Genomic DNA, 24,147 nt, shown 5'->3' on the forward strand with positions numbered 1-24,147 from the left:
TGGCCCATTTTGGTTGATCACCTGAAAAGTAGGCGGCGTTAGCCCCGTTTCTTCAAATGCCGGAAATCATGCGCCTCAGCGGTCGGGTCTTCACCTTCCGCAAACATCGCGTGTTTCTGTACCTTCTGTGTGCCGGTCACCGGCACCTCAGGCACAAACCGCAGCCATCCAGGCGCCTTGTAATAAGCCAACCGCGCAAAACAATGGTCATATAGCGCTTGCGCAGCCGCCCCATCGTCGTTGTGAATACATTGCACACAGGCCATGACCTCTTCGTCGCGCATGTCATCGTGCACCGCGATCACGGCGACACGTTCCACATTGGGATGTTCCTGCAAACACGCCTCAATCTCGGCAGCGGCAATGTTTTCACCCGACCGGCGAATGATGTTCTTCTTGCGATCCACAAAACAAATCATATCCGTGTCGTCCATCGTTACCGTATCGCCGGTATGAAACCATCCGCCCTTCCACGCCTCCTCGGTCACTTCCGGCAGATTCAAATAGCCGGAAAAGGCGCCCCTGCGCGGGGTCTCCGCACTGTAACGAATGACCATCTCACCAGGCATCCCGCGCGCAACCTCATTGTCATCGCCATCCACAACCCGCACTTCAAGCCCCGGCATTGGTCGGCCAATTGCACGCGTGTCGATGCTGCGGGGCTCCTCATAATCACCTAGGATCCGGCACATCTCTGACATGCCCCAAACCTCAATCAGCGGAAATCCAAACCGTTCTTCAAAGGGGCGATGCAATGTCGGCTCGACACCTGCGCCAACCGCGAACTGAATTTTATGTTTCTTTTCATATTCATCCGGCTCTCTGTTCATCAGCGCGGGAATGACAATGCCAAGATAGTGCGCAGCCGTCGCACCGGTTTCGACAATCTCGCGCCACCACGACCGGGCGCTGAAACGCTCCGGCATGATCTGCGCAGACCCGCTCTCAACGACAGCCAAAAACAACAGGATCGCCGCGTTGACATGAAACAACGGCAGCGGGCAATAGACCCGCGTCACGCCCGCCTCAAACCGGATCAATCCGCCGCGTCCCGCATACCACTGGCCCATCTCGACTTCATATCCGTGGCTCAGGATACAGCCCTTTGGCCGCCCCGTGGTACCGGACGTGTAGATCAGACTGGCTTCTGTTTCGCGGGTGACCGATTGGTCGGCTTTTGGTGGCGCATAGGCAGCGGTCGGAAACGCCGCTCCATCACCAATCACGACAACCGGCACAGTCAATCCCGCCTCCGCCACGCCGGCATCCATCAAGTCGCGCAACTCCCGCGTTGAAATCGCCAGCACTGACTGGCTGTCTTGCAGCAAATAGGCGACCTCGGCGGGGCGATAGTCCGGATTGACCGGCACCCACGAAATCCCCGACCGCGCCAAGGCCAGCTTCCACACCATCATTTCAGGCCGATTGCCCAGCAAAACCGCGATCCGGTGACCATGCCCATATCCCGCGGACCTCAAGGCTCCGCACAGCGCATCAACTTGCGCTGCAACCTCGCCGTAGCTCCAGTTTACCCCATCCGGATAATACGCGCGTCCCGCATCAGATGGCACAACAAGGAAGTCCTGCGCCGAAAACTCCCGACTGCGGGCGTCAAACAATGCGTCGATCGTTTTCATAAAACTTTCCTCTCCCCGAAATTCGCGTAACACTATCGACGCATCACTACCGCGAAAAGCGCTCTCTTACCCGTAATAGTACGTGGCGGACCATTTATGACTGTTTCGATTTCACTCGTTTTTTTAATTCTTTTAGAAGGGCTTGCTGTTCTGTTTGCCTTTCGCGCCTTGTCCCAATCACGCACGCCCCAAGGCGCAGTGGCCTGGGTTGTTTTCCTAATTGCAGCGCCCTACATCGCGGTCTTTGCATACCTGTTTCTTGGCCATTCCAAAGTCAGGGGCTACGTCACGGCCCGACGGGACAGCAAAGAACTCGCCGCTAGGATTGAAGCCACACGGCTTGATTTCCCTCCCAAACCCGCCGCCCAGAACGCAGATGCCAAGTTTTTTGAAACCATTGCCGCCAGTCCTGTCATTTCAGGCAACAAGTTCGATTTGCTGATCGATGGAGATGAAACCTTTGGCGCCATCCATGCGGCAATTGAAGCCGCCGAGAATTACATTTTGGTCCAGTTCTATATTGTACGCGACGACACATCCGGACAAGCTCTCGCTGACCGCCTGCTCGCGGCACGTGAACGGGGCGTATCGGTCCGCTTTCTCTATGATTCAGTAGGGTGCAGCCGCCTGACCCGCTCCTATATCAAACGTTTGACGGATGCCGGCGTTCGCATGTTGGATACCAACGCATTGCGTGGGCCCACCAAACGGTTCCAGGTTAATTTCCGCAACCATCGCAAGACTTTGGTGGTTGATGGAGACGTAGGTTTTACAGGCGGCCTGAACGTCGGAGAAGAATACATGGGGCTCGACGAAGCCTTCGGCCCATGGCGTGACACCCATTGCCGTATTAAGGGTCCTTTGGTGCAACAACTCCAACTGATCTTCGCAGAAGACTGGCATTGGGCGGCGCAAGAAAGCCTGATCGATGACTTAAACTGGGTTATGGATGTTCAACCTGCCGATCAGGACGGGCTGATCCTGGCCGCAGGTCCCGCCGACAAGATGGACACCGGCAGCCTTTACTTCAATGGCTGTATTACCGCCGCCCAAGAACGGCTGTGGATTGCCTCGCCTTATTTCGTACCAGATGCCGACATCGTCTCGGCATTGCATCTGGCGGCCCTCAAGGGAATCGACGTACGCATCCTTCTGCCCGCCAAAGCCGACCACTGGATCACATGGCTGGCGGCCTTTGCATTCTTTGATGAGCTGCGCGCATCAGGCGTCTCTTTTTACACCTATGAACAAGGTTTCATGCATCAGAAATGCGTGCTTGTGGATGACACAATTGCCTCCGTTGGCACACTCAACCTCGACAATCGGTCCTGTCAGTTGAATTTTGAACAGACTGCCATTTTGTTTGACACAGTTGCCGCCCGCGACCTTGAAATCATGTTTGAAGACGATTTTTCGCGCAGCCTCAAACTTACAACACCGCTGCATCAGCAACCACTGTGGGTGCGGGTCCTGTCACCCGTCGCCCGCCTGTTTGCCCCTGTGCTGTGACGTCTCATCAGCGTGGCGACGCACCATTAAGCGGCCGTTAAACTCGGCGCCCAACACAAAGATCGCGCTCATCACATACAGAAAAACCAATACCGACATTATCCCAGCCAATCCGGCATAGGTCACGGAATAGGTTGAAAAGTTGCTGATGTAGAATGCAAATCCCTTAGACGCGCCACTCCACAACAAAACCGTCAGAACAACACCCGGTGCCACATCCCGAAAGCGATGTTTCACACCCGGTAGCCAGCGATGGCAGGCATAAAGAAAGAAGAGTAAGAGACCAATGGTGAGCGCACTCCGAAACTGATCGTTGCTCAAAATCGACTGGGTCAACCAAGGCACCACGTCCTCAAAATACAGCAAGACCAATGGAATCCCCACGCTCAGCATGCCCGTCGACAGGATCAAAACTGTGCCAACCACCACAAACAACAGCGCCAAGAGGCGCACGCGCCAGAATGGTCGCGGATCGGTGTCGCGATAGGCTTCGGTGACCACAACACGCACCGCATCAACGCCATTGGTGGCAAACACGATCGACAGCAGGGCGCCAAACGTCAAAGACCCCGCCCCTGATTGCAAAACGGCACGCAATTCCCGTTCGATTGGGCTGACGATTTCCGGCGGCCAATACCCAAGCACAAAATCGATCAAAAGGTCCACATCCGCAGCGCGACTGAACACTGCCGCCAACGACAGGGCAAAAATGCAAAACGGGAACAAGGCAAACATGAACGACAGCGCCAAATGCGAACTGCGTACAAACCCGCCTTTGCGTTGAAACTCGCTAAACGCTTCAGCCAGCACCTGAAAAAAGAACCGCATATTTGCCCCTGAAAATTTGAACTGATTAGGCGGCAGCCAGTCCAAGAGGTCAACCCGCCGCTACATGAAAGACCAAAGCCGGATTGAATGGAGTATCGGTCAAACGTAGGCGGCGATTTTTGTCGCCTGAATCCCAATTTTTTAGGCGATTTATTGCCTCTTTGTCATTTTCCTCGCGAACTTTTGCCGTTTGGCAGAAATACACAAACAAACGTGAAAAACTCTCAATTGAATCGACGTATCAAACCCTATTTGAAGATCATGCAAGGACGCATTGCTGTCCTTTGCCAAGGTTGATCAGGGTCGTCCCTCCCTCCCTCCCTCCCCCTAGGGCGGCTCTGATCTCCGCACCCGTTAGCCTTGGCGGACTTGCGGATCCAGACAGACCTGTCTGATCACTCACGGAAATCAAGGCTGGCGCCGACCTCACGGGTCGGCGCTTTCGTTTCCCGCTCCGTTAAGCCGGAGCAGATCTACTCAACTCGACAGGACAATAGAAATGACCGTCCTTGCCCATTCGCCCGCTGAGGCTTCGGTAATTATCGCAGAAACGCGACACGCTATCTTAAGTCACCCAGTTCAATCCTCAAAACCGGGCAACGCACCAGTGGTACTCATCATGCCACTCACGGCCAGCGAGCGCGCGCGCGACTTTGCGGGAGAAGAAAAAATCTATGCCGCCCTTGCCGCCGCGTCTCATCCGGTGGCCAAAGTGGCTTGGCGCCGCCTTTGGAATCCGAACGGCAAAGAGCGGTTTGCCCCGCGCGTCAACGATTTGTCCGAGATGATCTCGACCATGGGAGCGCAAACCGCTCCGTTGCACATCGCAGCTATCGGAAATGGAACGATGGTGGCCCTGAAATGGCTGTCCTCCTTGACAAAACCCACTGCAAAAATCGCGCCCCACATCCAAAGCCTGACGTTGATATCACCGGAATTGCAAATCTTTGGCCGCCAGCCGCGAACATCGCTGCGCGACGCGCCGCACGCCTGCTGTGTTGTGGCCGACGCATCGTCGGATTGGAGCCAAACAGAGTTGATCGCAACAAAGCTGCCCTCCCCACCAGAGTTCGCACTGGCCGAGGACCAGCTGCGGTTTAAACTCAGCTTTGCTGACCGTGACGCGGACGCAGATATTTTTGAAGGTGCCACGACCTTCGAAGGCGACTGGCGGTTGAGTTGGGCCGACTGGTTGAACAGCGTTGCCAAAGAGCCAACCGTCGCCTGACTGTCACGACCTCAGTGTTCGCACACACACATTATCGCCGTTGAAGTCGCAGCTTGATGCCATCTTTGGACCGCACCGTCAGATGCGCGACTGGCACCGGTTCCGGCCCAACCGGTTGAACCTTGAAACGTTTCAGGATCAGCGACAGGATCAACGGCCCCTCAACCATGGCAAATCCGGCGCCCGTGCAGACGCGCGCGCCGGTCGAAAACGGAATATACGCCTCCCGCGCACATACCTTGCCGTTCTCCGTCTCCCATCGTGCCGGATCAAACCCGTCGGGATTGTCCCATAGCCGCTCGTGGCGATGCAGATGCCATGGCGACACAACCACCTGCGACCCTTTAGGAACCGCTCTTTCCCGAAAGGTCTGCGGACACCCCGCTTGCCGCACCATCATCGGAACCGGCGGATACAGCCGCAATGTTTCGCGAAACACGTCGCGACTGATACGCAGCCGCGACACATCAGAGAATTCCCCTCCAAAATCCTGAGCTTCTGACGCAACTTTTTCCTGCCACTCTGGATGTGTCGCCATCAGATACAGCGCCCACGCCAACGCGCTGGCACTGGTCTCATGTCCGGCGAGAAAAAATATCGCCACCTGGTCAATCATTTCATCCGTATCGAACCGATTTCCAGTCACAGGGTCTTCGGTTGTCATTATCTTCGTGGCGAGGTCGTCCGGCGCGGTGCCCGCTTCAATCGCCTTCATGCGGTCTTCGGTCAACTGCCGGATCAAATGATTGATCATCTTTGCGGATTGTTTGGTGTCCCGCTTGAAAAACCTCGGAAACCACTTTGGAATTGGCACAAAAGCAGCAATGTTCACAATGGGTTGGCTGCGTTGGTAGATTTTGAATTGGTCAAAGACACGGCGGGCAACGTGATGCTCGATCGGAATAGAAAACAACGTGCGAAAAATCACATCCGCCGCCGCATGAGACGTCTCTTCCTCAATCTCCACCACGTCGCCCGCCCGCTCGCCCAACCGCGCCACAGCAGCCTCAGCCGCCGCCAACATCGCCGGATAGGTGTCTCTCAACCGTCCACCTTCAAATGCTGGATCAATGATGCGCCGTTGCCGCTTCCACACCTCGCCGTTGCTGACAAACACCGAATTTCCCAACAGCGGACGCAAACCTTCGGTCACCCGTTCGGACTTTGGAAACTCCTCCGGCCGATCCTTTAAAACCGTCTTCACCAAATCCGGCTGATTGATCATGAACGAGCGGAAAAATGGTGTCTTGAACTCAGCCATCCATGCCCGATAAAGCCGCTGAGGTTGCGCCGACAGAATGTCTTTGCGAAACAGCGTTACATATTGACGAAGCGACACTCTATCCGGCCTCGCCGGCGGCTTCGGAGGGTGCTTTTGCCCGCTCTCGCTCATGGTTCCACCTGCGAAAATTTGTTCACCGGATGCTCAATGCGCGACTTTGACGGGCCACGACCCTCATACCGCTCAGCCAACGTTTTTGGGCCTGCGGTGATGCTGAAATAATCATAATCTCCGGGTCGGTCAAACGCGCACATATATTGAAAATGCAGCCGGAAAAAACGCCACCGCAACTCCGCCCAACGCGCCTCTGATAAGGTCTGCGTGAAAGCTGCTGAGACCACCAACGGCCAGCGTTTGCCAGTTTCGGGCGCAACACCACTGACGCTGACCGGATCACACAGCGCAAAGGCACACCCGTCGCCCGGCGCAGTCACATCCACCCAAGTCAGTTCATCTCGTTGACACAGAAACGCGAGATCGCGGCGCAAACGATGGGCTTTAGGCAAAAACGACACCATCGGCACCACTTGACCCAGCGACAGAAACCCCAATGACGGCCCGCCTGACGATACCCGTCCGTCGCGGATCAAATCAGCCAGAATGGACACCGCCAAATGCGCACCACTGGAATGACCAACCACCAGCACCTCGTCTACGTCGTCTTCTAACGCCGCCGCAATCCTGTCCGTAAATTCAGCCATGCGCGCGGCAAGCTCTGGGGGATCTTCGCCCTTTGATTGGGCTGAATAAGCGTAGTCATGCATCAAGTAGTAGGCGAAGAATTTGCCGTCTTTTTTTCGGAACCAATTCAAAATCGGCGGGACCACCGCCAATCCAGCCAGGCCGACCCAGTCAGGCAACCAAATTCCGATAAGCGCACCAATACCCCACGCCACCAACAAGGCCACACCGAGCTGAACCAACAGGAATAACACCGGATAAAGCGCAGCAATCACAGGGCCTTTTCGCAACTTCATCAACCGCCACAACGCGCCGGACCCGATATAGGTTACCGCCGTCCGGATCAGTTGCCCGTAGGTGCCAAGTATCCCCTGATCCATACTGTCGCGCACGATGTCAGACCACACCAGCACTTCAAAATCTGAGTGAACCTGCGCGTCCTCGATGATTGCGGCCACGTGCCACCCATATGGACCGTCGCCCGCCACCTTGGCGGACAAGGCGACGTCATAGCCGGAAATCTCCGCCTGTGAAGCGCCTTCCTTACGATAGAGTTCGCGATATCGCCGCGGGTGGATCGGGTCATATCCCGGGATGTAAAACACCCGACGCTTTCGCACCGCACTGTGGCTGCTCTTGCCCATATCTCGCTCTGTCTCCTTGGCGAGACCCTAACCCGCCAATCCGACAAAATTAAGCCCTATCCCACGGTTGCCAGCGCCGGAAAGGTCTCCAAAAGCCAATATGAAAAACTGGAGAAGCCACCGGTCAGCATCAACAGGCCAATGGTCCACAATAGCAGGCCCATAATTTTCTCAACCTGCTCCATATGGCGCTTCATCCAGGTCATAAACCCGCTCAAGCGGTGCATAAAGGCCGCCACAAGAATGAAAGGCACGCCAAGGCCAATCGCATAGACTCCCAACAGAATTGTGCCACGCGCCAGATTGCCTTCGCTCGCGGCCATCGACAGCACCGCGCCCAGGATCGGGCCGATGCAGGGGGTCCATCCAAACGCAAACGCCAATCCCAAAAGATAAGCACCAAACGCATCCCCACCGCGATCGCCGGCGTCGACGCGGGCCTCCTTCAACAGAAACGGGATACGGATAGCCCCAACAAAATGCGCCCCAAAAAGCATCACCAATAGACCCGCGACCGTGTTGAATACCTGTTGGTTTTGCAAAAAGAACGCACCGAATACCGACGCGGTGAATCCCAAGAACAGAAACACCGTGGACAGGCCAAGCACAAAAAACAAAGCCGTCAACGTTGCTTTGCGCGACGCAGCTTTCTCTTCGTGCAACTCGCTAACGCTCACCCCGCTCATATACGCCAGATATGGCGGCACAATCGGCAGAACGCAGGGGCTAAGAAATGAGATCACGCCAGCAAACAGCGCGACCAACATGGCGGGCAACAGGCCCGCATCTATGACGTCGATTCCAAACATGTCTCAGCCTTACCCCATCGCTTTGCCAACGTCACGCCAAGCAAAGTCACAACTCTGTGGACAGTAATCCGCAGCCCGCCTAAGTAAATGACATGGATCACGAAATCGACGCCATCGGCTTGCTGTGCCCCCTGCCCGTTCTGCGCCTACGTAAGCGCATGATGCCGCTTGCCAGTGGCACAAGAATTCGCCTGCTCGCGGATGATCCCGCCGCCATTGTTGACGTGCCGCATTTCTGCAACGAGGCGGGGCATGAAATGCAAGGCATGACCGAAAACTCCGGAACTCTGGAATTTGTCATCGTCAAAGGCTGACACAGACCGCCAAAACAAAAACGCCGGGCAAATCGCCCGGCGTTTTTTAGTGTATCAATAATCGCTTAGCGCGACCACCAGCCCCGACGCTTGGGCTTCGGCGGTGCCGCAGGCTCAGGAACCGCAACCGGCTCTTGGACGGCCGCAACAACCTCAACCTCTGCAGTCGCTGTTTCCAAAACCGGCTCAGCTGCAACTGCGTCTTCAGCCTGTGGGGCGTCCTCGACACGGGTTTCCGTGACTACGGTCTCTTCAGCCACGGGTGCAGCAGGTTCAGCGCTTGCTTCCGCAGGTGCCTCAGCAACAGCCTCAACTTCACCTTCCACAGGTTCGGCCGGCGTTTGATCCGCCTCAGATACAGTGTCATCCGTCACTTTCTTGGACCGTGGCCGGCTACGGGAACGACTGCGCGAGCGTGTCTTCTTGGGCTTTTCTTCCGCCTCAGATTGCTCTGCGCCATCCTCGGTTGTCTGAGCTTCACTCTCGTCGCTCGGCGTCTCGTCACCACTGGCGTCTGCGTTGTCAGCACCATCCGCTGCTGACGCGTCAGTGTCACCTGCCTCACCGTTCTCGCCAGTGCCTGTAGACTTCCGGCGACGACGACGACGACGGCGCTTCTTGGGTTTGTTCTCTTCGTCACCGGCTTCTGGCCCGGCCTCTGGCGCGGCTTCGTCGTTGGTCACCTCAACCGCTTCGCCTTCGACGACATCCACGGCACTGTCGATCTCGTCCATGATCGATGTGTCAACGGACACAACCGGCATTGCTTCAACCACAACACGGGTCGCTGTCTTGAATTTCTCAATCGAGAAGTCCGGCGAGATCAGATGCGGATCACTTTCGATGCGCACAGACAGACCATACCGGGCCTCAATCTGAGCGACATGTTCGCGCTTGGCATTCATCAGATAGTTTGCAATCGACACAGGCGCTTTGACCAGAACCTCACGAGACCGGCCGCGGGTGCCTTCCTCTTCGATCTGACGCAGGATCGACAGCGCAAGGTTGTCGTCCGAACGGATCAAACCTGTGCCGTGGCAATGCGCACACGGTTGTGTGGTGGCCTCGATCATGCCGGGACGCAGACGCTGACGGCTCATTTCCATCAGACCGAAGCCCGAGATACGGCCCACTTGGATGCGCGCACGATCAGTCTTGAGCTTGTCTTTCATCCGTTTCTCAACGGCGGCGTTGTTTTTGCGCTCGTCCATGTCGATAAAGTCGATCACGATCAAACCGGCGAGATCGCGCAAACGCAATTGACGCGCCACTTCTTCGGCGGCCTCAAGGTTGGTTTTGGTCGCAGTTTCCTCAATCGAGCCTTCTTTGGTGGCACGACCAGAGTTCACGTCAATAGCAACCAGCGCTTCTGTCACACCGATCACGATGTAGCCACCGGATTTCAGCTGCACGGTCGGGTTGAACATCCCGCCCAGATAGGTTTCCACCTGATAGCGCGCAAACAGAGGCAGTGTTTCTTGATACTGTTTAACGTTCTTTGCGTGGGACGGCATGATCATTTTCATGAAGTCCTTGGCGATGCGGTAACCGCGCTCGCCTTCCACCAGAACTTCGTCGATTTCGCGCGAATACAAGTCACGAATCGACCGTTTGATCAGGTCGCCTTCTTCATAGATTTTTGCAGGCGCAATGGATTTCAGCGTCAGCTCACGGATCTGCTCCCACATGCGTTGCAGGTATTCATAATCACGCTTGATCTCGGATTTGGTACGCTTGGCCCCTGCCGTGCGCACAATCAAACCGGCGCCGGTTGGCACGTCGATCTCGGTCGCGATTTCCTTGAGTTTCTTACGGTCGGGTGCGTTGGTGATTTTGCGTGAAATGCCACCACCGCGTGCGGTGTTGGGCATAAGCACGCAATAGCGACCCGCCAGCGACAGGTACGTCGTCAGGGCAGCGCCTTTGTTGCCGCGCTCTTCTTTGACAACCTGCACCAACATGATCTGGCGCACTTTGACAACTTCTTGGATCTTGTAACGACGGGCACGCGGCTTGCGCGGCGGACGAATGTCCTCGCTGTCGTCGTCGTCTGCGACCGACTCGATGCTTTCGTCTTTTTCCGCTGCGTTGGACCGCTTGGACCGGCTGCGCGACCGACGCTTACGTGTGCGTTTGCCGTCGTCTTCCTCGTCGCTGCTTTCATCGCTGCCGGCATCCGCCTCCTCAGTGGACGTTTCCTGGGCAGACGCGTCCGCGGTCTCTTCAGCCGTCGTTTCAGCAGTCTCTTCTGCGGGCGCAGCATCTTCTGGCGCCTCTGCAGTTTCCTCAGATACGTCCGCCTCAACCACGGCCTCATCAGCAGGTTGCGCTTCAGCCTCAGCTTCAGCCTTTACAGGCGCCTCAGCTTCAACCTCAGTTTCCTCTCCGGTCTCCGGATCCATACTGATTTTGGCGTCTTCGCCTTCGGTTGATGCCGCAATCGTCTTAGGACCTTTGTCCTCGTCGCCTTTGGCATCGTCACCCTTGGCGTCGTCATCCTTGGCCGCGGCTGCGTCCTCAGAAACCTCAACCTCGGCAACCACCTCAGGCTCCGGCGCGCTTTCATCTGCTGCGCTTTCATCCGCTTCCGCGATCTCGGCCGGGGCCTCTTCAGCCGCCTCAGGGGCCTCTACCACCTCAGCGTCGGCCACGGCCTCTTCCGCGCCGTTTTCCTCAGCGTCAGATGTCAGATCAATGGTCTCCATACCGGAGATTTCATCAGCACCGCTCTCAGATTGCACCGCAGCTGCATCATCCGTTTCAGTAGCCTCAGACACACCCTCTGCAGACCCGTCCGCGACTGCGGCCTCGTCTGTTTTCTTGCGCGTCCGAGACCGGCTGCGCGAGCGTGTTTTCTTTGGTTTATCGTCTTCCTCGTCGCGAGCCTTCAAAGACTCGGCATAGGCGCGCTCTTCTTCAAGCAGCGCCTCACGGTCCGCAACTGGGATCTGGTAATAATCCGGATGGATTTCCGAGAACGCAAGAAAACCGTGGCGGTTTCCACCATAGTCCACAAAGGCCGCCTGAAGCGATGGCTCTACCCGTGTAACTTTTGCGAGATATATGTTGCCAGCTAGCTGGCGTTTGTTTTCCGATTCAAAGTCAAATTCCTCGACCTTGTTTCCATCAACCACAACAACGCGGGTCTCTTCCGCGTGGGTGGCATCGATAAGCATTTTCTTTGGCATGTTGTCCATTCGCACCGCCGCAATCGCCCGCGTCCCGGGGGACCGAGGTTAAGGGATTGTCGGGGGTGTCTTGTTTGAGCGAGGGGATGCGCGCGGCCGAGGGGGCCGCGGGCGGCCTCTGCTCGGTCTTTAAATATCGTCGCGCGCTTCATCGCGTTTCTTCTCCGACGTTGCGGGCCGTGCCACGCCAACGCCTGTTCTAAGCCCGAAAAGGGGCGTCTTATCTGGTCCGGCTTCCCGGACCCAATCGGTCTAATCAGGCGGTCGCCCTGTGACGCTATATTGGTCTAAAGGGCTCGTAACGCACACTGATCAGCGAAACTCATTCGGAGCGCATCTGGTGCGCAATCCGACTCCTCTACATAAAGGCACCCCTGTGGAAAACACAATGGGGAATCGACCAACCGCCAGGCTGGCGTTGTTAAACCACGATCTATTAGGCCATGTCCGCACGTCGTGTCGGTCCAAGCACTCTCGAAAGCGGACTTTGGAACGACCGCAGCGAATATTCACTTTGAGCCCATTTTACTACTTACTGCGAACTCCCTAACGGCAGCTATGCGCAGCAGGACTTGCCTTCCTGTATCGGAGGGCACGGCACAGTCGCGTAAGAACAATAAACGCAGCAATCTCCTTCAAGCGGTTTCAAAACCGTGTGACAGGACTTGCATTCATAGAACCACTGGCACGCATCGGTCGGCATAGTCTCCTCCGCAACGTGACCGCATTCGGGGCATGTGATTGTGGATTGAAGGTTCACATTGATTATTTGCGTCGCCATTGCGTGTATCCCATGAGTGGTAGAAATCCTGAAATTATCGGCATCAGGCCCTCATCGATTTTGTCTAAAAAAAGCAAACATCGCTCGCGCCGCGTCTTCTTCCCAGAGGGGGGAACTGGCGGCAAGAAAAAAGGCCAGCGTTGTGAAGCCAAGAATGACAACGGTTGAACGTCTGCGACTCGCGCATTTCCAACGCCTCCAAAGGCGAACCCATCCCCAAGCCAGCACCAATCCTACGACAACCAGTAACTCGACCCGATACTCGACAAATGGCCCGAGCATGACAAGCCATGTTCCACCCAACCCTATGATTGAAAGACCAATTGGCAAAACGCAGCAGGATGCGCTTAGCAAAGCAAGGAAGCCAGCGCCGCCAATCAGTAGCCTGTTCGGCCCTTTGGCATCATCTTCAAGATTTTCAGTATTCGACATCATGCGAGAAGTTATGCATCCTGTAGCCACTACAGAAGCAAGTGGAGTTCGATCACATGATTGCAATTGGTGAGGCATCCCGCCTTAGTGGCGTCTCAATAGAGACAATCCGTTACTATGAGCGTGAGGGGATCATATCTACAGCAGGAAGGACCGCGTCTGGGCGGCGAACCTATACAGATGCTGAAATATCTGAACTCCGGTTTATCAAGCGAAGCCGTGATTTGGGGTTCTCAATAAGCGACGCCGTTGCGCTCCGCCATTTGGCTAATGCCCCATCAGACGCGTGTGAGACGGTCGAGCAACTTGGGCGCAAGCATCTATTCAATGTGCAGGCGAAGCTGGCAGAGCTTCAACAGCTTGAGAGTGCTTTGGCTGAGCTGGTCGCAAACTGCACGAAGGGACTAAGCGATTGCCCGATGCTGGATGCGTTGAGAGCGCGTTAGTTTGAAACCCGACATTGGCGCAGCCGCAGCGAAATAGCGCTTTATCCCGCAAAGCCGACCGAAGTCCTAACCGGGGCGAAATACAGGTTTTCTCATCCCAAAACTATTTGCGGAGACACCCATCTAGTAAACCAATGTCTTCACCAGCTTGCCCAAGATCGCGGGCGATCGTCTGTCCCAGATCCGGCAAAGGCACATCTGCCGAACGCAGGTCCGGAATTTGAAACGTATGGCACCCTGCCCGCACAGCCGCAGTGGTGCCCAGATCGCTGTCTTCAAATGCGATGCAAGACGATGCGGCCAGCCCAAGACGACGCGCGCCGGCCAGATAGGGCTCGGGATCGGGTTTGTTGGCTGTGACCTCATCACCGGCGATGACGGCGTCAAACAACGACCACAACTCGGCCTGCTCCAGATGATGACGCGCAGGCTGTGCGCGCGTCGAGGTGACCACTGCCACCGGCAAACCACGCGCCTTGATTGCATCCACAATCTCACGCGCGTGTGGCTTAAGCGGCACGCCTTGGGCCACGTTTTGAAGATGCAGATCCCGCCACTCGGCATCAAATTCAGCAATATCGACACCTTCTGGCAAAAACGCGGACAAACGCGATGTTGTCACCGCACTCGAAGTCCCCACCAACGTCACAAAAAATGCCTCGGCCTTGGCTGCCGCGATGCCCAAATCCGTAGTCATTGTCAGAAACGCGCGAAGAAACAGCCGTTCCGTGTCCAAAAGCAGGCCGTCCATGTCGAACAAAAAGCCTTCGGCGGCGATATTCAATGTCATAACTTAAATCTATGTCCCGATGAAAAACGCCTCTTTGGGCGTGTGGTGCCACACTTTAGAACTCGCGGCGGTACCCGATATTAAAGCTGTCGTTCTGACCGAAACTGTTGTCCGAGTAAAACGCCATTACATTTATTGTGTCCCGATCCGACAGATTGAATGTCAGACCTCCCCCGACTCCGTAGCCTTCGTAATTATTGCTTCCACGCGACACCATGGCGACCCCTTTGAAAGTGATCGCATCAGACAAAGGCTTGAGGGCCATTGCCCCAATGTAGCCACCACGGCTGGTGACCGTTAGCCCATCCAGACCGCCAATATCCAAAGCTGAATTGGCAATCACGCCTTCAGTACAATTGACCCCGAAGGCCGCAAAGACCCGCCATCCTTTCGGGTCATCTTTTGGGTTGATCAGTGGCGCAAAACTTCCAATGGAATACTGGGTCTGGGTGACACCGGAATTAAGCTCTCGCTGCGACGCCGCAACATTTACAATGCCAAACGAGAACAAATAGGACCCGCCAACAGACCACTCTCCGGTGTCCGACACGCGGACATTGATCTTGGAAACCGGACCAATCGCGACCGACCCTGACACCGTCACTTTGTCGGAATAGCTTACCCCGACAACTGTGATGATTTTGGTGGGATCGTCTGCCAATTTTTCGTCATCATCGGCCGTCGCCGAACCGGCATAGCCAATAACAGAAATCGCCGCCGTCAAAGACATCAAAACACGATACATTCTTCACCTCACCAAAGCTTGGAAAAACAATGGAGGGTTAAGATACCTGTTTCAAGGAAAATGCCGCTGGTCCAACTGGATCTGCGGCATTCGTTTCTTCACAAAGCCGAGTACTCTTACAAATAGTCCGCCCGCGCCAAGCCATATTTGGCCATCTTCTCGTTCAGTGTCCGGCGCGGCAGACGCAACTCGTCCATCACTGCAGCGATCGAGCCGCGATGACGGCGCATGGTGTTGTCAATCAACATGCGTTCGAACGCTTCGACATATTCCTTAAGCGGCTTGCCTTCGGTGGTCATGACAGGCTGCATCTCATCGTGATCCGACATCAGCAGCGACGCAATTGTTCCACCGCCGCGTCGGGACTGCAACACGGCGCGTTCCGCAAGATTGATCAACTGACGCACGTTTCCAGGCCAAGGCGCCTGCAACAGCTGCGCGGCTTCCTGCGCGCTGACTTTGGGCGCATCACAGCCATACTCATCGGAAAACTGCTCCGACAGGCGGGTAAACAGCGACAGAATATCCTCCCCCCGCTGACGCAGCGGTGGCACCGTGATGCGCAGCGCGGCCAGTCGGTAGAATAGATCAGACCGCAACGCATCCTCGCAGGTGCGGTCCTGTTCTTGCATATTTGAGATCGCGATGATTCGGGTCTCAGCGGGTGTGCCCTGCTCGTTGATCACATTCAAAAGCTTGGCTTGGGCTGTATCGCTCAGACTTTCGATGTCTTCCAGGACCAAGGTGCCACCACGCGCCTCTTCAACGGCGGGCAATTGGCTGTCTTCCGGATTCATCGGACCAAAAAGCCGCTTGGACAAAGCATCTTCTTCAAAGGCCGCACAGCTCACCAAAACGAATTTCTTACCGGCGCGGCTGCCAACAGCGTGCAAAGCATGCGCCACCAGCGTTTTACCGGTGCCTGTTTCGCCGTCAATCAACACGTGACCATCGGCTTGACCAAGGTCCAGAATATCCTCTTTCAGGCGCTCCATGACCGGGCTCGTACCGATCAGTTTGTTCATGATCTGGCTGCCATCGCTCAATTCGCGGCGCAATGCCCGCGCATCCATCGTCAAGCGACGCGCATTTGTGGCCTTTTTGGCCAGCGCAGTCATCTGATCAGGGTTAAACGGCTTTTCCAGAAAATCAAAGGCACCGACGCGCATCGCCTCAACGGCCATCGGCACGTCACCATGTCCGGTGATCATAATCACAGGCAAAGCACTGTCGCTGCCCATAAGCTTCTTAAGAAACTGCATGCCGTCCATACCCGGCATCTTTATGTCGCTGATCACAATGCCCGGATAATCCGGCCCCAGCTTCTTGAGCGCATCTTCGGCGCTCGCAAATGTTTCTGTGTCATACCCCGACAGTGCCAGCCACTGGCTGATCGACTGGCGCATATCCTGTTCGTCATCAACGATGGCGATCTTCATGCCCTGTGCCACGCGTAATTACTCCGCTGCTTCAATATCTTCATTCAAGATTGGCAACTGCACTTCAAATACAGCGCCCACGGACTGACCATTTCTGGCCGTTAACCGCCCGCCCAAGTCACTTATGATCCCTGACGAAATTGCCAAGCCCAAACCGACTCCGTCGCCGGGTGCTTTGGTTGTAAAAAATGGCTCAAAAAGGTTATCCAGGTCTTTGATTCCAGCGCCATTATCCCGCACGGTTAGAGTGGCAGTTTCCCCTGCGGCAAGCAAGATTTCAATCTCTGGATCCGACACACTTTCGGTGGCATCCAACGCGTTGCGCAACAGGTTGATCATCACCTGTTCAATCCGGACCTGATCCCCCATCACGCGCACCGGCTGATCCGGTACAATCTTACTAATTTTGACCTTACGTTGTCGCAGTTGCGGTTCCATCATCGACAACGCCGACAACACGGAATCACCCATATTTACAGGGCGAAACTCATCCCCACCCTTGCGTGCGTATGACTTCAACTGCTTAGTGATCGCCCCCATGCGTGAGATCAGATCATCGATGCGCTGAAACGAGGAAAGCGCCTCATCGGGGCGGTTTCTTGAGACCAATAAACGCGCGCCCGCAAGGTATGTTCGCATGGCCGCCAGCGGTTGATTAAGCTCGTGGCTGACAGCTGCCGACATCTCTCCCAAAGCGGCCAATTTTGAGCTCTGCGCAAGGCTCTGTTCGGCCACTTCCAGGCTCAACTGCATACGTTCACGCTCGGCTATTTCCCGCTGAAGGCGGCTGTTCAATGCGCGAAGTTCCACCGACTCCCGCTGAACAAGCGCCATTCGCAACGCACTTTTTCGGCTCGAAAGATAAAACACCAATGCGATCAGCATGGCGAATCCCATCACTTCCAGCGCCAAAACCGCATTCACCTTCTCGCGAACACTCGCATATGTAGTGTAGGACGTCATCGTCCACCCGCGAAACGGGATGCGCGAACTCATCCGCATCACTGCTTCGCCGGCAAAATAAGCGTCCGCCGGCGCTTGGGTCCAATCATTGGTGACCTGCAACGCCCTTTCGATCGCACCCTGCGCCGGTTGTCGCTCCAAGGCTTCAACCTCGGTCAACCCACGCCAACGCGGCTCGGTGGACAGTACAACGGTGCCTTCGCTATCCGTGACAAACACCGCATCCGAAATTCCCGCCCAGGTCCGCTCAAACTTGCGCAAATCCACCTCGACTGCGATCACGCCGATTGTTCCGCCAAGGTTTTCGACCTTGCGGGAATACACAAACCGGTGCACCCCAGCCTCGTCGACCGCCAGCGTAAAAAGCGTCACGTTGGAGCGTTGCGCGTTCACAAAAAATTCTGAACTGCGGTAGTTGGCACCAAGCCGAGTGCGGTCCGTTGCGGCAACCGTCCTGCCGGTTTCATCCAGCAACAAAAGCGATGCAGCACCGATTTCATCGACAAAAGAAATCAGTCGCGCGGTGGATCGTGAAAAATCACTGGAATTAAGCGCGCCAATCAAGGCCGGATCTTTGGCCAGTAACTGCGGCACAATCGCATTGCGGCGCAACTCGCTCACAAGATTGCCCGAGTAAAGCGCAAGCCGCAGCTCTGCCCGATTGCGGGTATTTTCTGTGAAACGATCCGTCAAAAAGCTGTTGGTGACATACATCGTCACACCGGCAATTGCCACGATCAGCAACAAAGCCACGCGTGTCAGCCACGTCGCCAACAATGGCCGGGCGGTCATGAGATCGTAAGCCTTGTCATCTGTCATTCGCACAGCTTACGTGCCGCGCAGGCTGTGCTCAAGTCACGCTGTGGCGAACTGGTCCATCAACGCGCGGAACATCGCCACACCGTCAGTGCCGCCATGGCCATCATCCGCTGCCCTTTCCGGATGCGGCATCATTCCCAGAACGCGCCGGTTCTTGCTCACGACACCGGCTATGTCGGCCACCGAACCATTCGGGTTGTCTTCATAGGTAAAGGCAATCCGGTCTTCGTCCCGCAGCTGCGCCAGCTTCTCGTCGGTCGCAAAATAATTGCCGTCATGATGCGCAATCGGCACGTTGACCACATCACCGACGCCATAGCCTGACGTAAACGCGGTGTCCGCGGTCGTGACCTTAAGACCAACCGTGCGGCAGATATACTTCAGCCCCGCATTGCGACGTAACGCGCCAGGCAAAAGGCCCGTCTCAGTCAGGATTTGAAAACCGTTGCAAACACCCAACGCATAGCCGCCACGTTCAGCATGACCGATAAGAGACTGACAAATAGGGGAATTTGCCGCAATCGCGCCGCAGCGCAAATAGTCGCCAAAACTAAAGCCACCCGGAACGCCGACAATGTCTATGCCGTCCGGCAACGCCGTGTCTTTGTGCCAAACCATCGTGACATCTGCGCCAGCTTGCTCAAAGGCCACCGCAAGATCGCGGTCGCAGTTGGAACCCGGAAAAACAATGACCGCTGCTTTCATCAGCCCATCTCCACCCGGTAGCTTTCGATCACCGTGTTGGCCAGAAGCTTCTCGCACATCTCGGTCACGGTGGCCTCGGTGGACCCTTCTGCCAGATCCAGCTCAATCACTTTGCCCTGACGCACACCCTCAACACCATCAAAGCCAAGGCTTCCAAGCGCGTGACGCACGGCCTCACCCTGTGGGTCCAAAACACCGTTTTTCAGCATGACATACACACGGGCTTTCATTTGATCTCTCTCCGGTTGGTTGTCACGTTTGCGGTGACAGGCTCCAATAATTCAAAACCGGCGCCCATCTTGGGCACAGGCGTCAATTGTTCAGTTCACCAAGGTCGGCTTTGGGCCGGTGCCCTTGGGCATCACACCCAGACGCCGTGCGACTTCGGCATAGGCATCTGTCAGACTGCCCAGATCGCGGCGGAACACGTCTTTGTCCAGCTTCTGACCAGTTTCCAGATCCCACAAGCGGCAGCTGTCCGGGCTGATCTCATCCGCAACAACCAATCGCTGGAAATCCCCTTCATAGACGCGGCCGATCTCAATTTTGAAATCCACCAGCTTGATCCCGACGCCATACATCACACCGCTCATGAAATCGTTCACCCGCAGCGCAAGCCCCAGAATATCATCCATATCCTGCTGGCTGGCCCAGCCAAACGCAGCGATGTGCTCTTCAGAAACCAACGGGTCACCCAGACTGTCGTCTTTGTAGCAATATTCCACAATCGGCCGCGGCAGTTGCGTGCCTTCTTCAATGCCCAACCGTTTGGACATCGATCCAGCGGCATAGTTGCGCACAATCACTTCCAACGGAATGATCTCGCAGCTGCGCACCAACTGTTCACGCATGTTCAGACGTTTCAGAAAGTGGGTCGGCACGCCAATGTGGTTCAACCCGGTCATGAAATACTCGCTCAGGCGGTTGTTCAACGCGCCCTTGCCGTCAATCACATCTTGTTTTTCGGCATTGAACGCGGTGGCGTCGTCCTTGAAGTATTGCACAATCGTGCCGGGCTCTGGGCCTTCAAACAGGATCTTGGCTTTGCCTTCATAGATTTTCTTGCCGCGGGCCATGGCGATGTTCCTTTCACGCGGGATGAGTCCCGGATTTAGGCGCTCTCTTAAGCTATGGGTGAGATTGTCGCAAGCGGCGGGCCAATGCTTGCCAAAATACCTCCCAAATCGCATAAGTGAATCATGGAATATCCACTGGAGGGACAGGGGCAAATGAGCACTTTTGATGAACGCGAAGCCGCATTTGAAGCCAAATTTGCAAGAGATGAACAAAAAGAATTCATCGCGCGCATGCGCCGCAACCGGTTTATGGCCGTTTGGGCGTCCGCCAAAAAAGGTGAAACTGTTGAACAAGCCCGCGCCTTCGGCCGTGAGCTCGTAAAGAAAGATCTTCAGGAAGTGGGCGACGAAGACGTGGTTGAAGCAGTCATGAGCTATCTTGGCGACCTGACCACAGAGGCCCACGTACGCCTCAAACTCGTGGAAATGATGGGTGAAGCCAAATATCAGATGCTCCAGGAACTTTGATCCGGCGGCATTCGAAATCTAGCGCGCAGGCTCCGGCCTGCGCGTTTTTTCCTAGAACGCCAAATGTGACCGCTCGGTCTTTGGCGTCGCTTCGACAATTCCCTTTTGGGGCTCTCATGTTAATCCTGCAGAAACATCTGCCGGAGTAACTCTGGCTTAGGTGCAATTGGCACCTGTCGGTTTCGAGTTAGCATGATCCCTGCCCGTCCTAAACTTTTGCGTGTTCTGTCGCGCCATGCCTTGCCTGTGCTGCTTGGTGGCGCCTGTCTTTGGATGCTGTCGTCGCGGCTTGGCACCTTCGATCTCGCCGCAGTTTGGGCTGCTGTGCTGTCGGTTCCGGTTGGCAATTGGATGGTGGCACTTTTAGCCACTCTGCTAAGCTTTCTCGCCATTTCACGCTATGATGTCATCGCGCGCCGTCACTTCCAGATGCGCCACCCACAGCGTGAGGCCATGCTAGAAGGCGCTACGGCCATCGCAATTGGACAGACCACCGGCGCTGGGGCAATTGTCGGCGGCTTTGTGCGCTGGCGCATGCACCCCGACACATCTGCCAAAGACGCAGCCAAGGTGACAGGTTTTGTCACTGTGACTTTTTTGGGCACACTCGCAGTCACCATCTCACTGGCCGCGTTGGCGTTGCCGACACCACATGTGCCACCTTTTCTACCACTGGTGATTTTGATCGCCGCCGCTGTGGTCTGCCTGATTGCCTTTTTCTTTCCCGTCCTCAATAGCAAAAACCGCAAGCTCAGCTTGCCAACCTTGTCGGCCCTGCGCACGCTTCTGGCACTGTGTATTCTGGACACGGGATTCGCCGCGTTGGCCTTTTGGATGTTGCTGCCACCGGAAACAGCCCTTCCCTTCGCCACGCTGATACCGGTTTTTCTAATTGCTCTGGGCGCCGCCATTTTCTCCGGATCTCCCGGTGGCGTTGGCCCGTTTGAACTCACGCTAATTGCGCTGCTGCCACAGCATCCCGAGACTGGATTACTTTGCGCGGTTTTGGCCTTCCGCGCGGTCTATTATGCGCTGCCTGCGCTGTTGGCCGCCGCCGTGTTACTTCACCGCGTTTGGCAACCAATGCGGACCGAACACAGTCGTTCTAACCACACTTTTGTGCCGTTTGAAGCGTCCACGCCATCTTCCGCGTCGCGCGCCGAATTGGGCGTCATCCGCCAAAACGGTGGCGCCATCCTGACCTACGCCACAGGCTCTTGTGGCACAGTCCGCACTGGCCAGACCTTGTTGGCTTTGTTTGACCCGGTCGAAGGCAACCCTGGCGCCATGATGCCAGTCCTGCGAAAAGCGGCCCGCGATCAAAACCGCATCGCTTGCAAATACAAGATCGGCGCCCGTCAGGCCGTTTATGCGCGCAAATCCGGCTGGTCGGTTGCGCATATCTCGGACGAGGCCGTCCTCACGCCTTCAAGCCACACAACAGACGGTCCAACACGCCGGCAGCTGCGCCGCAAATTGCGTCAGGCGCAAAAGGCTGATGTGCGGGTTTGCGACAAGACCGTCGATCTGCCGCTCCAAGACATGGCCCGCGTTTCTGCCCTTTGGGAAGACCAACACGGCGTGCCCCGCGGTGTTACGATGGGCCGCTTTGAGGAAGGCTATATCCACCGCCAAAAAGTGTTTCTTGCTTACCGCGACGGCATTCTGCAGGGCTTCGTCAGCTTTCACGCCACCGCGCATGAATGGTGTCTGGATCTGATGCGTGTTCTTCCGGATGCGCCAGACGGCACCATGCATCTGCTGGTGCAAACCGCCATCGAAAGCGCGGCCAAAACAGCCGTGCCGCGCCTGTCACTCGCTGCCGCGCCTGCAATGCCCACCGGTAAACCCCGTATCGAGCGCTTCTTGCGCGCGCAGTTCTATGCCTATGGCGGCGGATCGGGCCTGCGCCAGTTCAAATCCTCTTTCGCCCCAAGTTGGCAGCCGCTGTTTATGGCGGCCCCATCGGCCTCCCAACTGACATTCGCCGCCATTGATGTGATCCGCGCCGTCAACCTGCGCAGCGCACCAGCCACCCCGATCAGCAGCACACAAAGTGACGCGCCCGTGCCCAATGCCAACTCTGACACTCTGTCACTGGCCTCATAATCGTCATGTGTAATATGCATTTGTATCCCGCACGCGCGCGTGGCACATGACGGCCAACTCAACACCCCCAAGGCTTGCTCGGCCCTTGTGATTTTCCACGGAGACTCCAATGACAAATGCTCTTTCCAAACTTCTGGAAACCCGTGACTGGCTTATGGCGGATGGCGCCACCGGCACCAACCTTTTTAACATGGGCCTCAGCTCGGGCGACGCGCCGGAACTCTGGAACGAAGAGCACCCCGACCGCATCAAAAAGCTCTACAGCTTTGCGGTCGACAACGGCTCAGACATTTTCCTGACCAACTCTTTCGGCGGCAACGCCTCCCGCCTGAAGCTGCACGATGCCGCCCACCGCGCCCGTGAACTCTCGCGCATCTCCGCAGAGCTGGGCCGCGACGTCGCGGATGCCTCAGGTCGCACAGTTGTTGTCGCAGGTTCTGTCGGCCCCACCGGCGACATCATGCAACCAGTCGGCACGCTCAGCCACGCAGATGCGGTCGAAATCTTCCACGAACAAGCCGAAGGCCTCAAAGAAGGCGGCGCCGACGTATTGTGGCTGGAAACCATCTCCGCCCCCGAAGAATACAAAGCCGCCGCCGAAGCTTTCGCGCTGGCCGACATGCCTTGGGTGGGCACCATGTCCTTTGACACTGCAGGGCGCACCATGATGGGCGTGACCTCCGCCGACATGGTGAAAATGGTCGACGACATCCCCAATGCCCCGCTTGGCTTTGGCGCCAACTGCGGCACCGGCTCATCAGACCTTCTTCGCACTGTTCTTGGGTTCTCGGCTCAGGGCACCGAAAAGCTGATCGTGGCCAAAGGCAACGCCGGCATCCCAAAGTATCACGACGGTCACATCCACTATGACGGCACGCCCGAACTTATGGGAGACTATGCTGTCATGGCGCGGGACTGCGGCGCAACTATCATCGGCGGATGTTGTGGCACCATGCCCGAACACCTGAACGCCATGCGCAAGGCGCTGGAAACCCGCCCGCGCGGCGAGCGCCCGACGCTCGAGCAGATCGCCGAAAAACTTGGCGGCTTCTCCTCAGCGACCGATGGCACTGGCGATGACGCTGGCGCCCCCAAGCGCGAGCGTCGCGGACGTCGTCGGGCGACCTGACCGACTCAGAAACACTGCGCCCGAGCTGCTGAGACCGTTCGGGCGCAGCCGATTTCAGCCGACGACAAATTGTGGAAACTCGGCACAGCATGGGCGGACCTTGAGTGTCCGCCAAGCAGGACAAA

22 protein-coding genes are annotated in these 24,147 nt (G+C 56.3%); 7 read left to right on the plus strand and 15 right to left on the minus strand.

Annotation, left to right across the window (positions count from 1 at the left end; genetic code table 11):
• Window positions 1–38: 38 nt before the first annotated feature.
• Window positions 39–1,637 (minus strand): AMP-binding protein, encoded by a 1,599-nt coding sequence (locus SHIM_RS04375; protein WP_054001385.1) that lies wholly within the window; start codon window positions 1,635–1,637, stop codon window positions 39–41.
• 96 nt (window positions 1,638–1,733) lie between these two features.
• Here SHIM_RS04375 and cls point away from each other — a divergent pair, with 96 nt between their 5' ends.
• Entirely contained in the window at window positions 1,734–3,146 is a 1,413-nt protein-coding gene (gene cls, locus SHIM_RS04380) for a cardiolipin synthase (RefSeq protein ID WP_054001386.1), read from the plus strand.
• Here cls and SHIM_RS04385 read toward each other — a convergent pair.
• Window positions 3,111–3,974 (minus strand): YihY/virulence factor BrkB family protein, encoded by an 864-nt coding sequence (locus SHIM_RS04385; RefSeq protein ID WP_054001387.1) that lies wholly within the window; start codon window positions 3,972–3,974, stop codon window positions 3,111–3,113. The genes cls and SHIM_RS04385 overlap by 36 nt on opposite strands.
• A gap of 619 nt (window positions 3,975–4,593) precedes the next feature.
• On the opposite strand from SHIM_RS04385, the gene SHIM_RS04390 reads away from it, so the two are divergent.
• Window positions 4,594–5,202, plus strand: coding sequence for a hypothetical protein (locus tag SHIM_RS04390; RefSeq protein ID WP_054001388.1), 609 nt, complete (start codon window positions 4,594–4,596; stop codon window positions 5,200–5,202).
• 31 nt (window positions 5,203–5,233) lie between these two features.
• On the opposite strand, the gene SHIM_RS04395 is transcribed toward SHIM_RS04390, so the two are convergent.
• Genes SHIM_RS04395 through SHIM_RS04405 form a run of 3 tightly spaced genes read right to left on the minus strand, consistent with a single transcriptional unit; the run spans window position 5,234 to window position 8,618 of the window.
• The gene (locus SHIM_RS04395) at window positions 5,234–6,595 is read right to left on the minus strand and encodes a cytochrome P450 (RefSeq protein WP_054001389.1); all 1,362 of its coding nucleotides are present in this window, start codon (window positions 6,593–6,595) and stop codon (window positions 5,234–5,236) included.
• Window positions 6,592–7,809 carry a hypothetical protein gene (locus SHIM_RS04400; RefSeq protein ID WP_054001390.1) on the minus strand — a complete coding sequence of 406 codons (1,218 nt, stop codon included), beginning with the start codon at window positions 7,807–7,809 and terminating at the stop codon, window positions 6,592–6,594. Before SHIM_RS04400 ends, SHIM_RS04395 begins: the two co-directional genes overlap by 4 nt.
• A 56-nt stretch (window positions 7,810–7,865) precedes the next feature.
• Entirely contained in the window at window positions 7,866–8,618 is a 753-nt protein-coding gene (locus SHIM_RS04405) for a cytochrome c biogenesis CcdA family protein (RefSeq protein WP_054001391.1), read from the minus strand.
• A 92-nt stretch (window positions 8,619–8,710) separates the two neighbouring features.
• Here SHIM_RS04405 and SHIM_RS04410 point away from each other — a divergent pair, with 92 nt between their 5' ends.
• Window positions 8,711–8,932, plus strand: coding sequence for a sulfurtransferase TusA family protein (locus SHIM_RS04410; RefSeq protein ID WP_054001392.1), 222 nt, complete (start codon window positions 8,711–8,713; stop codon window positions 8,930–8,932).
• Between the two features lie 65 nt (window positions 8,933–8,997).
• On the opposite strand, the gene SHIM_RS04415 is transcribed toward SHIM_RS04410, so the two are convergent.
• The 3 genes from SHIM_RS04415 to SHIM_RS20505 form a co-directional block, all read right to left on the minus strand.
• On the minus strand, window positions 8,998–12,120 hold the full coding sequence (locus tag SHIM_RS04415) for an Rne/Rng family ribonuclease (protein ID WP_054001974.1): 3,123 nt from the start codon (window positions 12,118–12,120) through the stop codon (window positions 8,998–9,000).
• Between the two features lie 556 nt (window positions 12,121–12,676).
• The gene (locus tag SHIM_RS20500) at window positions 12,677–12,901 is read right to left on the minus strand and encodes a GDCCVxC domain-containing (seleno)protein (RefSeq protein WP_082358278.1); all 225 of its coding nucleotides are present in this window, start codon (window positions 12,899–12,901) and stop codon (window positions 12,677–12,679) included.
• A 51-nt stretch (window positions 12,902–12,952) separates the two neighbouring features.
• Window positions 12,953–13,333: a hypothetical protein gene (locus SHIM_RS20505; RefSeq protein WP_152926447.1), complete on the minus strand. Its 381-nt coding sequence runs from the start codon at window positions 13,331–13,333 to the stop codon at window positions 12,953–12,955.
• 56 nt (window positions 13,334–13,389) lie between these two features.
• Here SHIM_RS20505 and SHIM_RS04425 point away from each other — a divergent pair, with 56 nt between their 5' ends.
• Window positions 13,390–13,779, plus strand: a complete 390-nt coding sequence (locus SHIM_RS04425; protein WP_054001394.1) for a MerR family transcriptional regulator — start codon at window positions 13,390–13,392, stop codon at window positions 13,777–13,779.
• Window positions 13,780–13,882: 103 nt separating this feature from the next.
• Here SHIM_RS04425 and SHIM_RS04430 read toward each other — a convergent pair whose 3' ends face one another.
• The 7 genes from SHIM_RS04430 to purC all read right to left on the minus strand — a co-directional run bounded on the left by SHIM_RS04430 (window position 13,883) and on the right by purC (window position 20,316).
• Window positions 13,883–14,569, minus strand: a complete 687-nt coding sequence (locus SHIM_RS04430; protein WP_054001395.1) for an HAD family hydrolase — start codon at window positions 14,567–14,569, stop codon at window positions 13,883–13,885.
• 55 nt (window positions 14,570–14,624) lie between these two features.
• On the minus strand, window positions 14,625–15,314 hold the full coding sequence (locus SHIM_RS04435; protein ID WP_054001396.1) for a hypothetical protein: 690 nt from the start codon (window positions 15,312–15,314) through the stop codon (window positions 14,625–14,627).
• Window positions 15,315–15,430: 116 nt separating this feature from the next.
• On the minus strand, window positions 15,431–16,765 hold the full coding sequence (locus tag SHIM_RS04440) for a sigma-54-dependent transcriptional regulator (RefSeq protein ID WP_054001397.1): 1,335 nt from the start codon (window positions 16,763–16,765) through the stop codon (window positions 15,431–15,433).
• A 6-nt stretch (window positions 16,766–16,771) separates the two neighbouring features.
• The gene (locus tag SHIM_RS04445; RefSeq protein WP_054001398.1) at window positions 16,772–18,535 is read right to left on the minus strand and encodes a sensor histidine kinase; all 1,764 of its coding nucleotides are present in this window, start codon (window positions 18,533–18,535) and stop codon (window positions 16,772–16,774) included.
• A gap of 36 nt (window positions 18,536–18,571) precedes the next feature.
• Window positions 18,572–19,240, minus strand: coding sequence for a phosphoribosylformylglycinamidine synthase subunit PurQ (purQ, locus tag SHIM_RS04450; RefSeq protein WP_054001399.1), 669 nt, complete (start codon window positions 19,238–19,240; stop codon window positions 18,572–18,574).
• Entirely contained in the window at window positions 19,240–19,470 is a 231-nt protein-coding gene (purS, locus tag SHIM_RS04455; protein ID WP_054001400.1) for a phosphoribosylformylglycinamidine synthase subunit PurS, read from the minus strand. The genes purQ and purS overlap by 1 nt, the downstream gene beginning before the upstream one ends.
• A gap of 90 nt (window positions 19,471–19,560) precedes the next feature.
• Window positions 19,561–20,316 carry a phosphoribosylaminoimidazolesuccinocarboxamide synthase gene (gene purC, locus SHIM_RS04460; protein WP_054001401.1) on the minus strand — a complete coding sequence of 252 codons (756 nt, stop codon included), beginning with the start codon at window positions 20,314–20,316 and terminating at the stop codon, window positions 19,561–19,563.
• A gap of 123 nt (window positions 20,317–20,439) precedes the next feature.
• Here purC and SHIM_RS04465 point away from each other — a divergent pair, with 123 nt between their 5' ends.
• From SHIM_RS04465 to bmt, 3 genes are all read left to right on the plus strand, one after another.
• A complete protein-coding gene (locus SHIM_RS04465) occupies window positions 20,440–20,784 on the plus strand; it encodes a DUF1476 domain-containing protein (protein WP_241488791.1) in 345 nt (114 codons plus the stop codon).
• Window positions 20,785–20,976: 192 nt separating this feature from the next.
• On the plus strand, window positions 20,977–22,893 hold the full coding sequence (locus SHIM_RS04470; protein ID WP_054001402.1) for a phosphatidylglycerol lysyltransferase domain-containing protein: 1,917 nt from the start codon (window positions 20,977–20,979) through the stop codon (window positions 22,891–22,893).
• A gap of 109 nt (window positions 22,894–23,002) precedes the next feature.
• Window positions 23,003–24,022, plus strand: a complete 1,020-nt coding sequence (gene bmt, locus SHIM_RS04475) for a betaine--homocysteine S-methyltransferase (protein WP_054001403.1) — start codon at window positions 23,003–23,005, stop codon at window positions 24,020–24,022.
• Window positions 24,023–24,147 lie beyond the last annotated feature (125 nt).

The sequence above is a fragment of the Shimia sp. SK013 genome, from assembly GCF_001292625.1.
GTDB lineage: Bacteria > Pseudomonadota > Alphaproteobacteria > Rhodobacterales > Rhodobacteraceae > Shimia.

Bases quoted from the DNA above. Each gene is read 5' to 3' on its own strand.
- SHIM_RS04375 (WP_054001385.1), bottom strand. From the start codon at position 1,637: ATGAAAACGATCGACGCATTGTTTGACGCCCGCAGTCGGGAGTTTTCG.
- cls (WP_054001386.1), top strand. From the start codon at position 1,734: ATGACTGTTTCGATTTCACTCGTTTTTTTAATTCTTTTAGAAGGGCTT.
- SHIM_RS04385 (WP_054001387.1), bottom strand. From the start codon at position 3,974: ATGCGGTTCTTTTTTCAGGTGCTGGCTGAAGCGTTTAGCGAGTTTCAA.
- SHIM_RS04390 (WP_054001388.1), top strand. From the start codon at position 4,594: ATGCCACTCACGGCCAGCGAGCGCGCGCGCGACTTTGCGGGAGAAGAA.
- SHIM_RS04395 (WP_054001389.1), bottom strand. From the start codon at position 6,595: ATGAGCGAGAGCGGGCAAAAGCACCCTCCGAAGCCGCCGGCGAGGCCG.
- SHIM_RS04400 (WP_054001390.1), bottom strand. From the start codon at position 7,809: ATGGGCAAGAGCAGCCACAGTGCGGTGCGAAAGCGTCGGGTGTTTTAC.
- SHIM_RS04405 (WP_054001391.1), bottom strand. From the start codon at position 8,618: ATGTTTGGAATCGACGTCATAGATGCGGGCCTGTTGCCCGCCATGTTG.
- SHIM_RS04410 (WP_054001392.1), top strand. From the start codon at position 8,711: ATGGATCACGAAATCGACGCCATCGGCTTGCTGTGCCCCCTGCCCGTT.
- SHIM_RS04415 (WP_054001974.1), bottom strand. From the start codon at position 12,120: ATGCCAAAGAAAATGCTTATCGATGCCACCCACGCGGAAGAGACCCGC.
- SHIM_RS20500 (WP_082358278.1), bottom strand. From the start codon at position 12,901: ATGGCGACGCAAATAATCAATGTGAACCTTCAATCCACAATCACATGC.
- SHIM_RS20505 (WP_152926447.1), bottom strand. From the start codon at position 13,333: ATGTCGAATACTGAAAATCTTGAAGATGATGCCAAAGGGCCGAACAGG.
- SHIM_RS04425 (WP_054001394.1), top strand. From the start codon at position 13,390: ATGATTGCAATTGGTGAGGCATCCCGCCTTAGTGGCGTCTCAATAGAG.
- SHIM_RS04430 (WP_054001395.1), bottom strand. From the start codon at position 14,569: ATGACATTGAATATCGCCGCCGAAGGCTTTTTGTTCGACATGGACGGC.
- SHIM_RS04435 (WP_054001396.1), bottom strand. From the start codon at position 15,314: ATGTATCGTGTTTTGATGTCTTTGACGGCGGCGATTTCTGTTATTGGC.
- SHIM_RS04445 (WP_054001398.1), bottom strand. From the start codon at position 18,535: ATGACAGATGACAAGGCTTACGATCTCATGACCGCCCGGCCATTGTTG.
- purQ (WP_054001399.1), bottom strand. From the start codon at position 19,240: ATGAAAGCAGCGGTCATTGTTTTTCCGGGTTCCAACTGCGACCGCGAT.
- purS (WP_054001400.1), bottom strand. From the start codon at position 19,470: ATGAAAGCCCGTGTGTATGTCATGCTGAAAAACGGTGTTTTGGACCCA.
- purC (WP_054001401.1), bottom strand. From the start codon at position 20,316: ATGGCCCGCGGCAAGAAAATCTATGAAGGCAAAGCCAAGATCCTGTTT.
- SHIM_RS04465 (WP_241488791.1), top strand. From the start codon at position 20,440: ATGGAATATCCACTGGAGGGACAGGGGCAAATGAGCACTTTTGATGAA.
- SHIM_RS04470 (WP_054001402.1), top strand. From the start codon at position 20,977: ATGATCCCTGCCCGTCCTAAACTTTTGCGTGTTCTGTCGCGCCATGCC.
- bmt (WP_054001403.1), top strand. From the start codon at position 23,003: ATGACAAATGCTCTTTCCAAACTTCTGGAAACCCGTGACTGGCTTATG.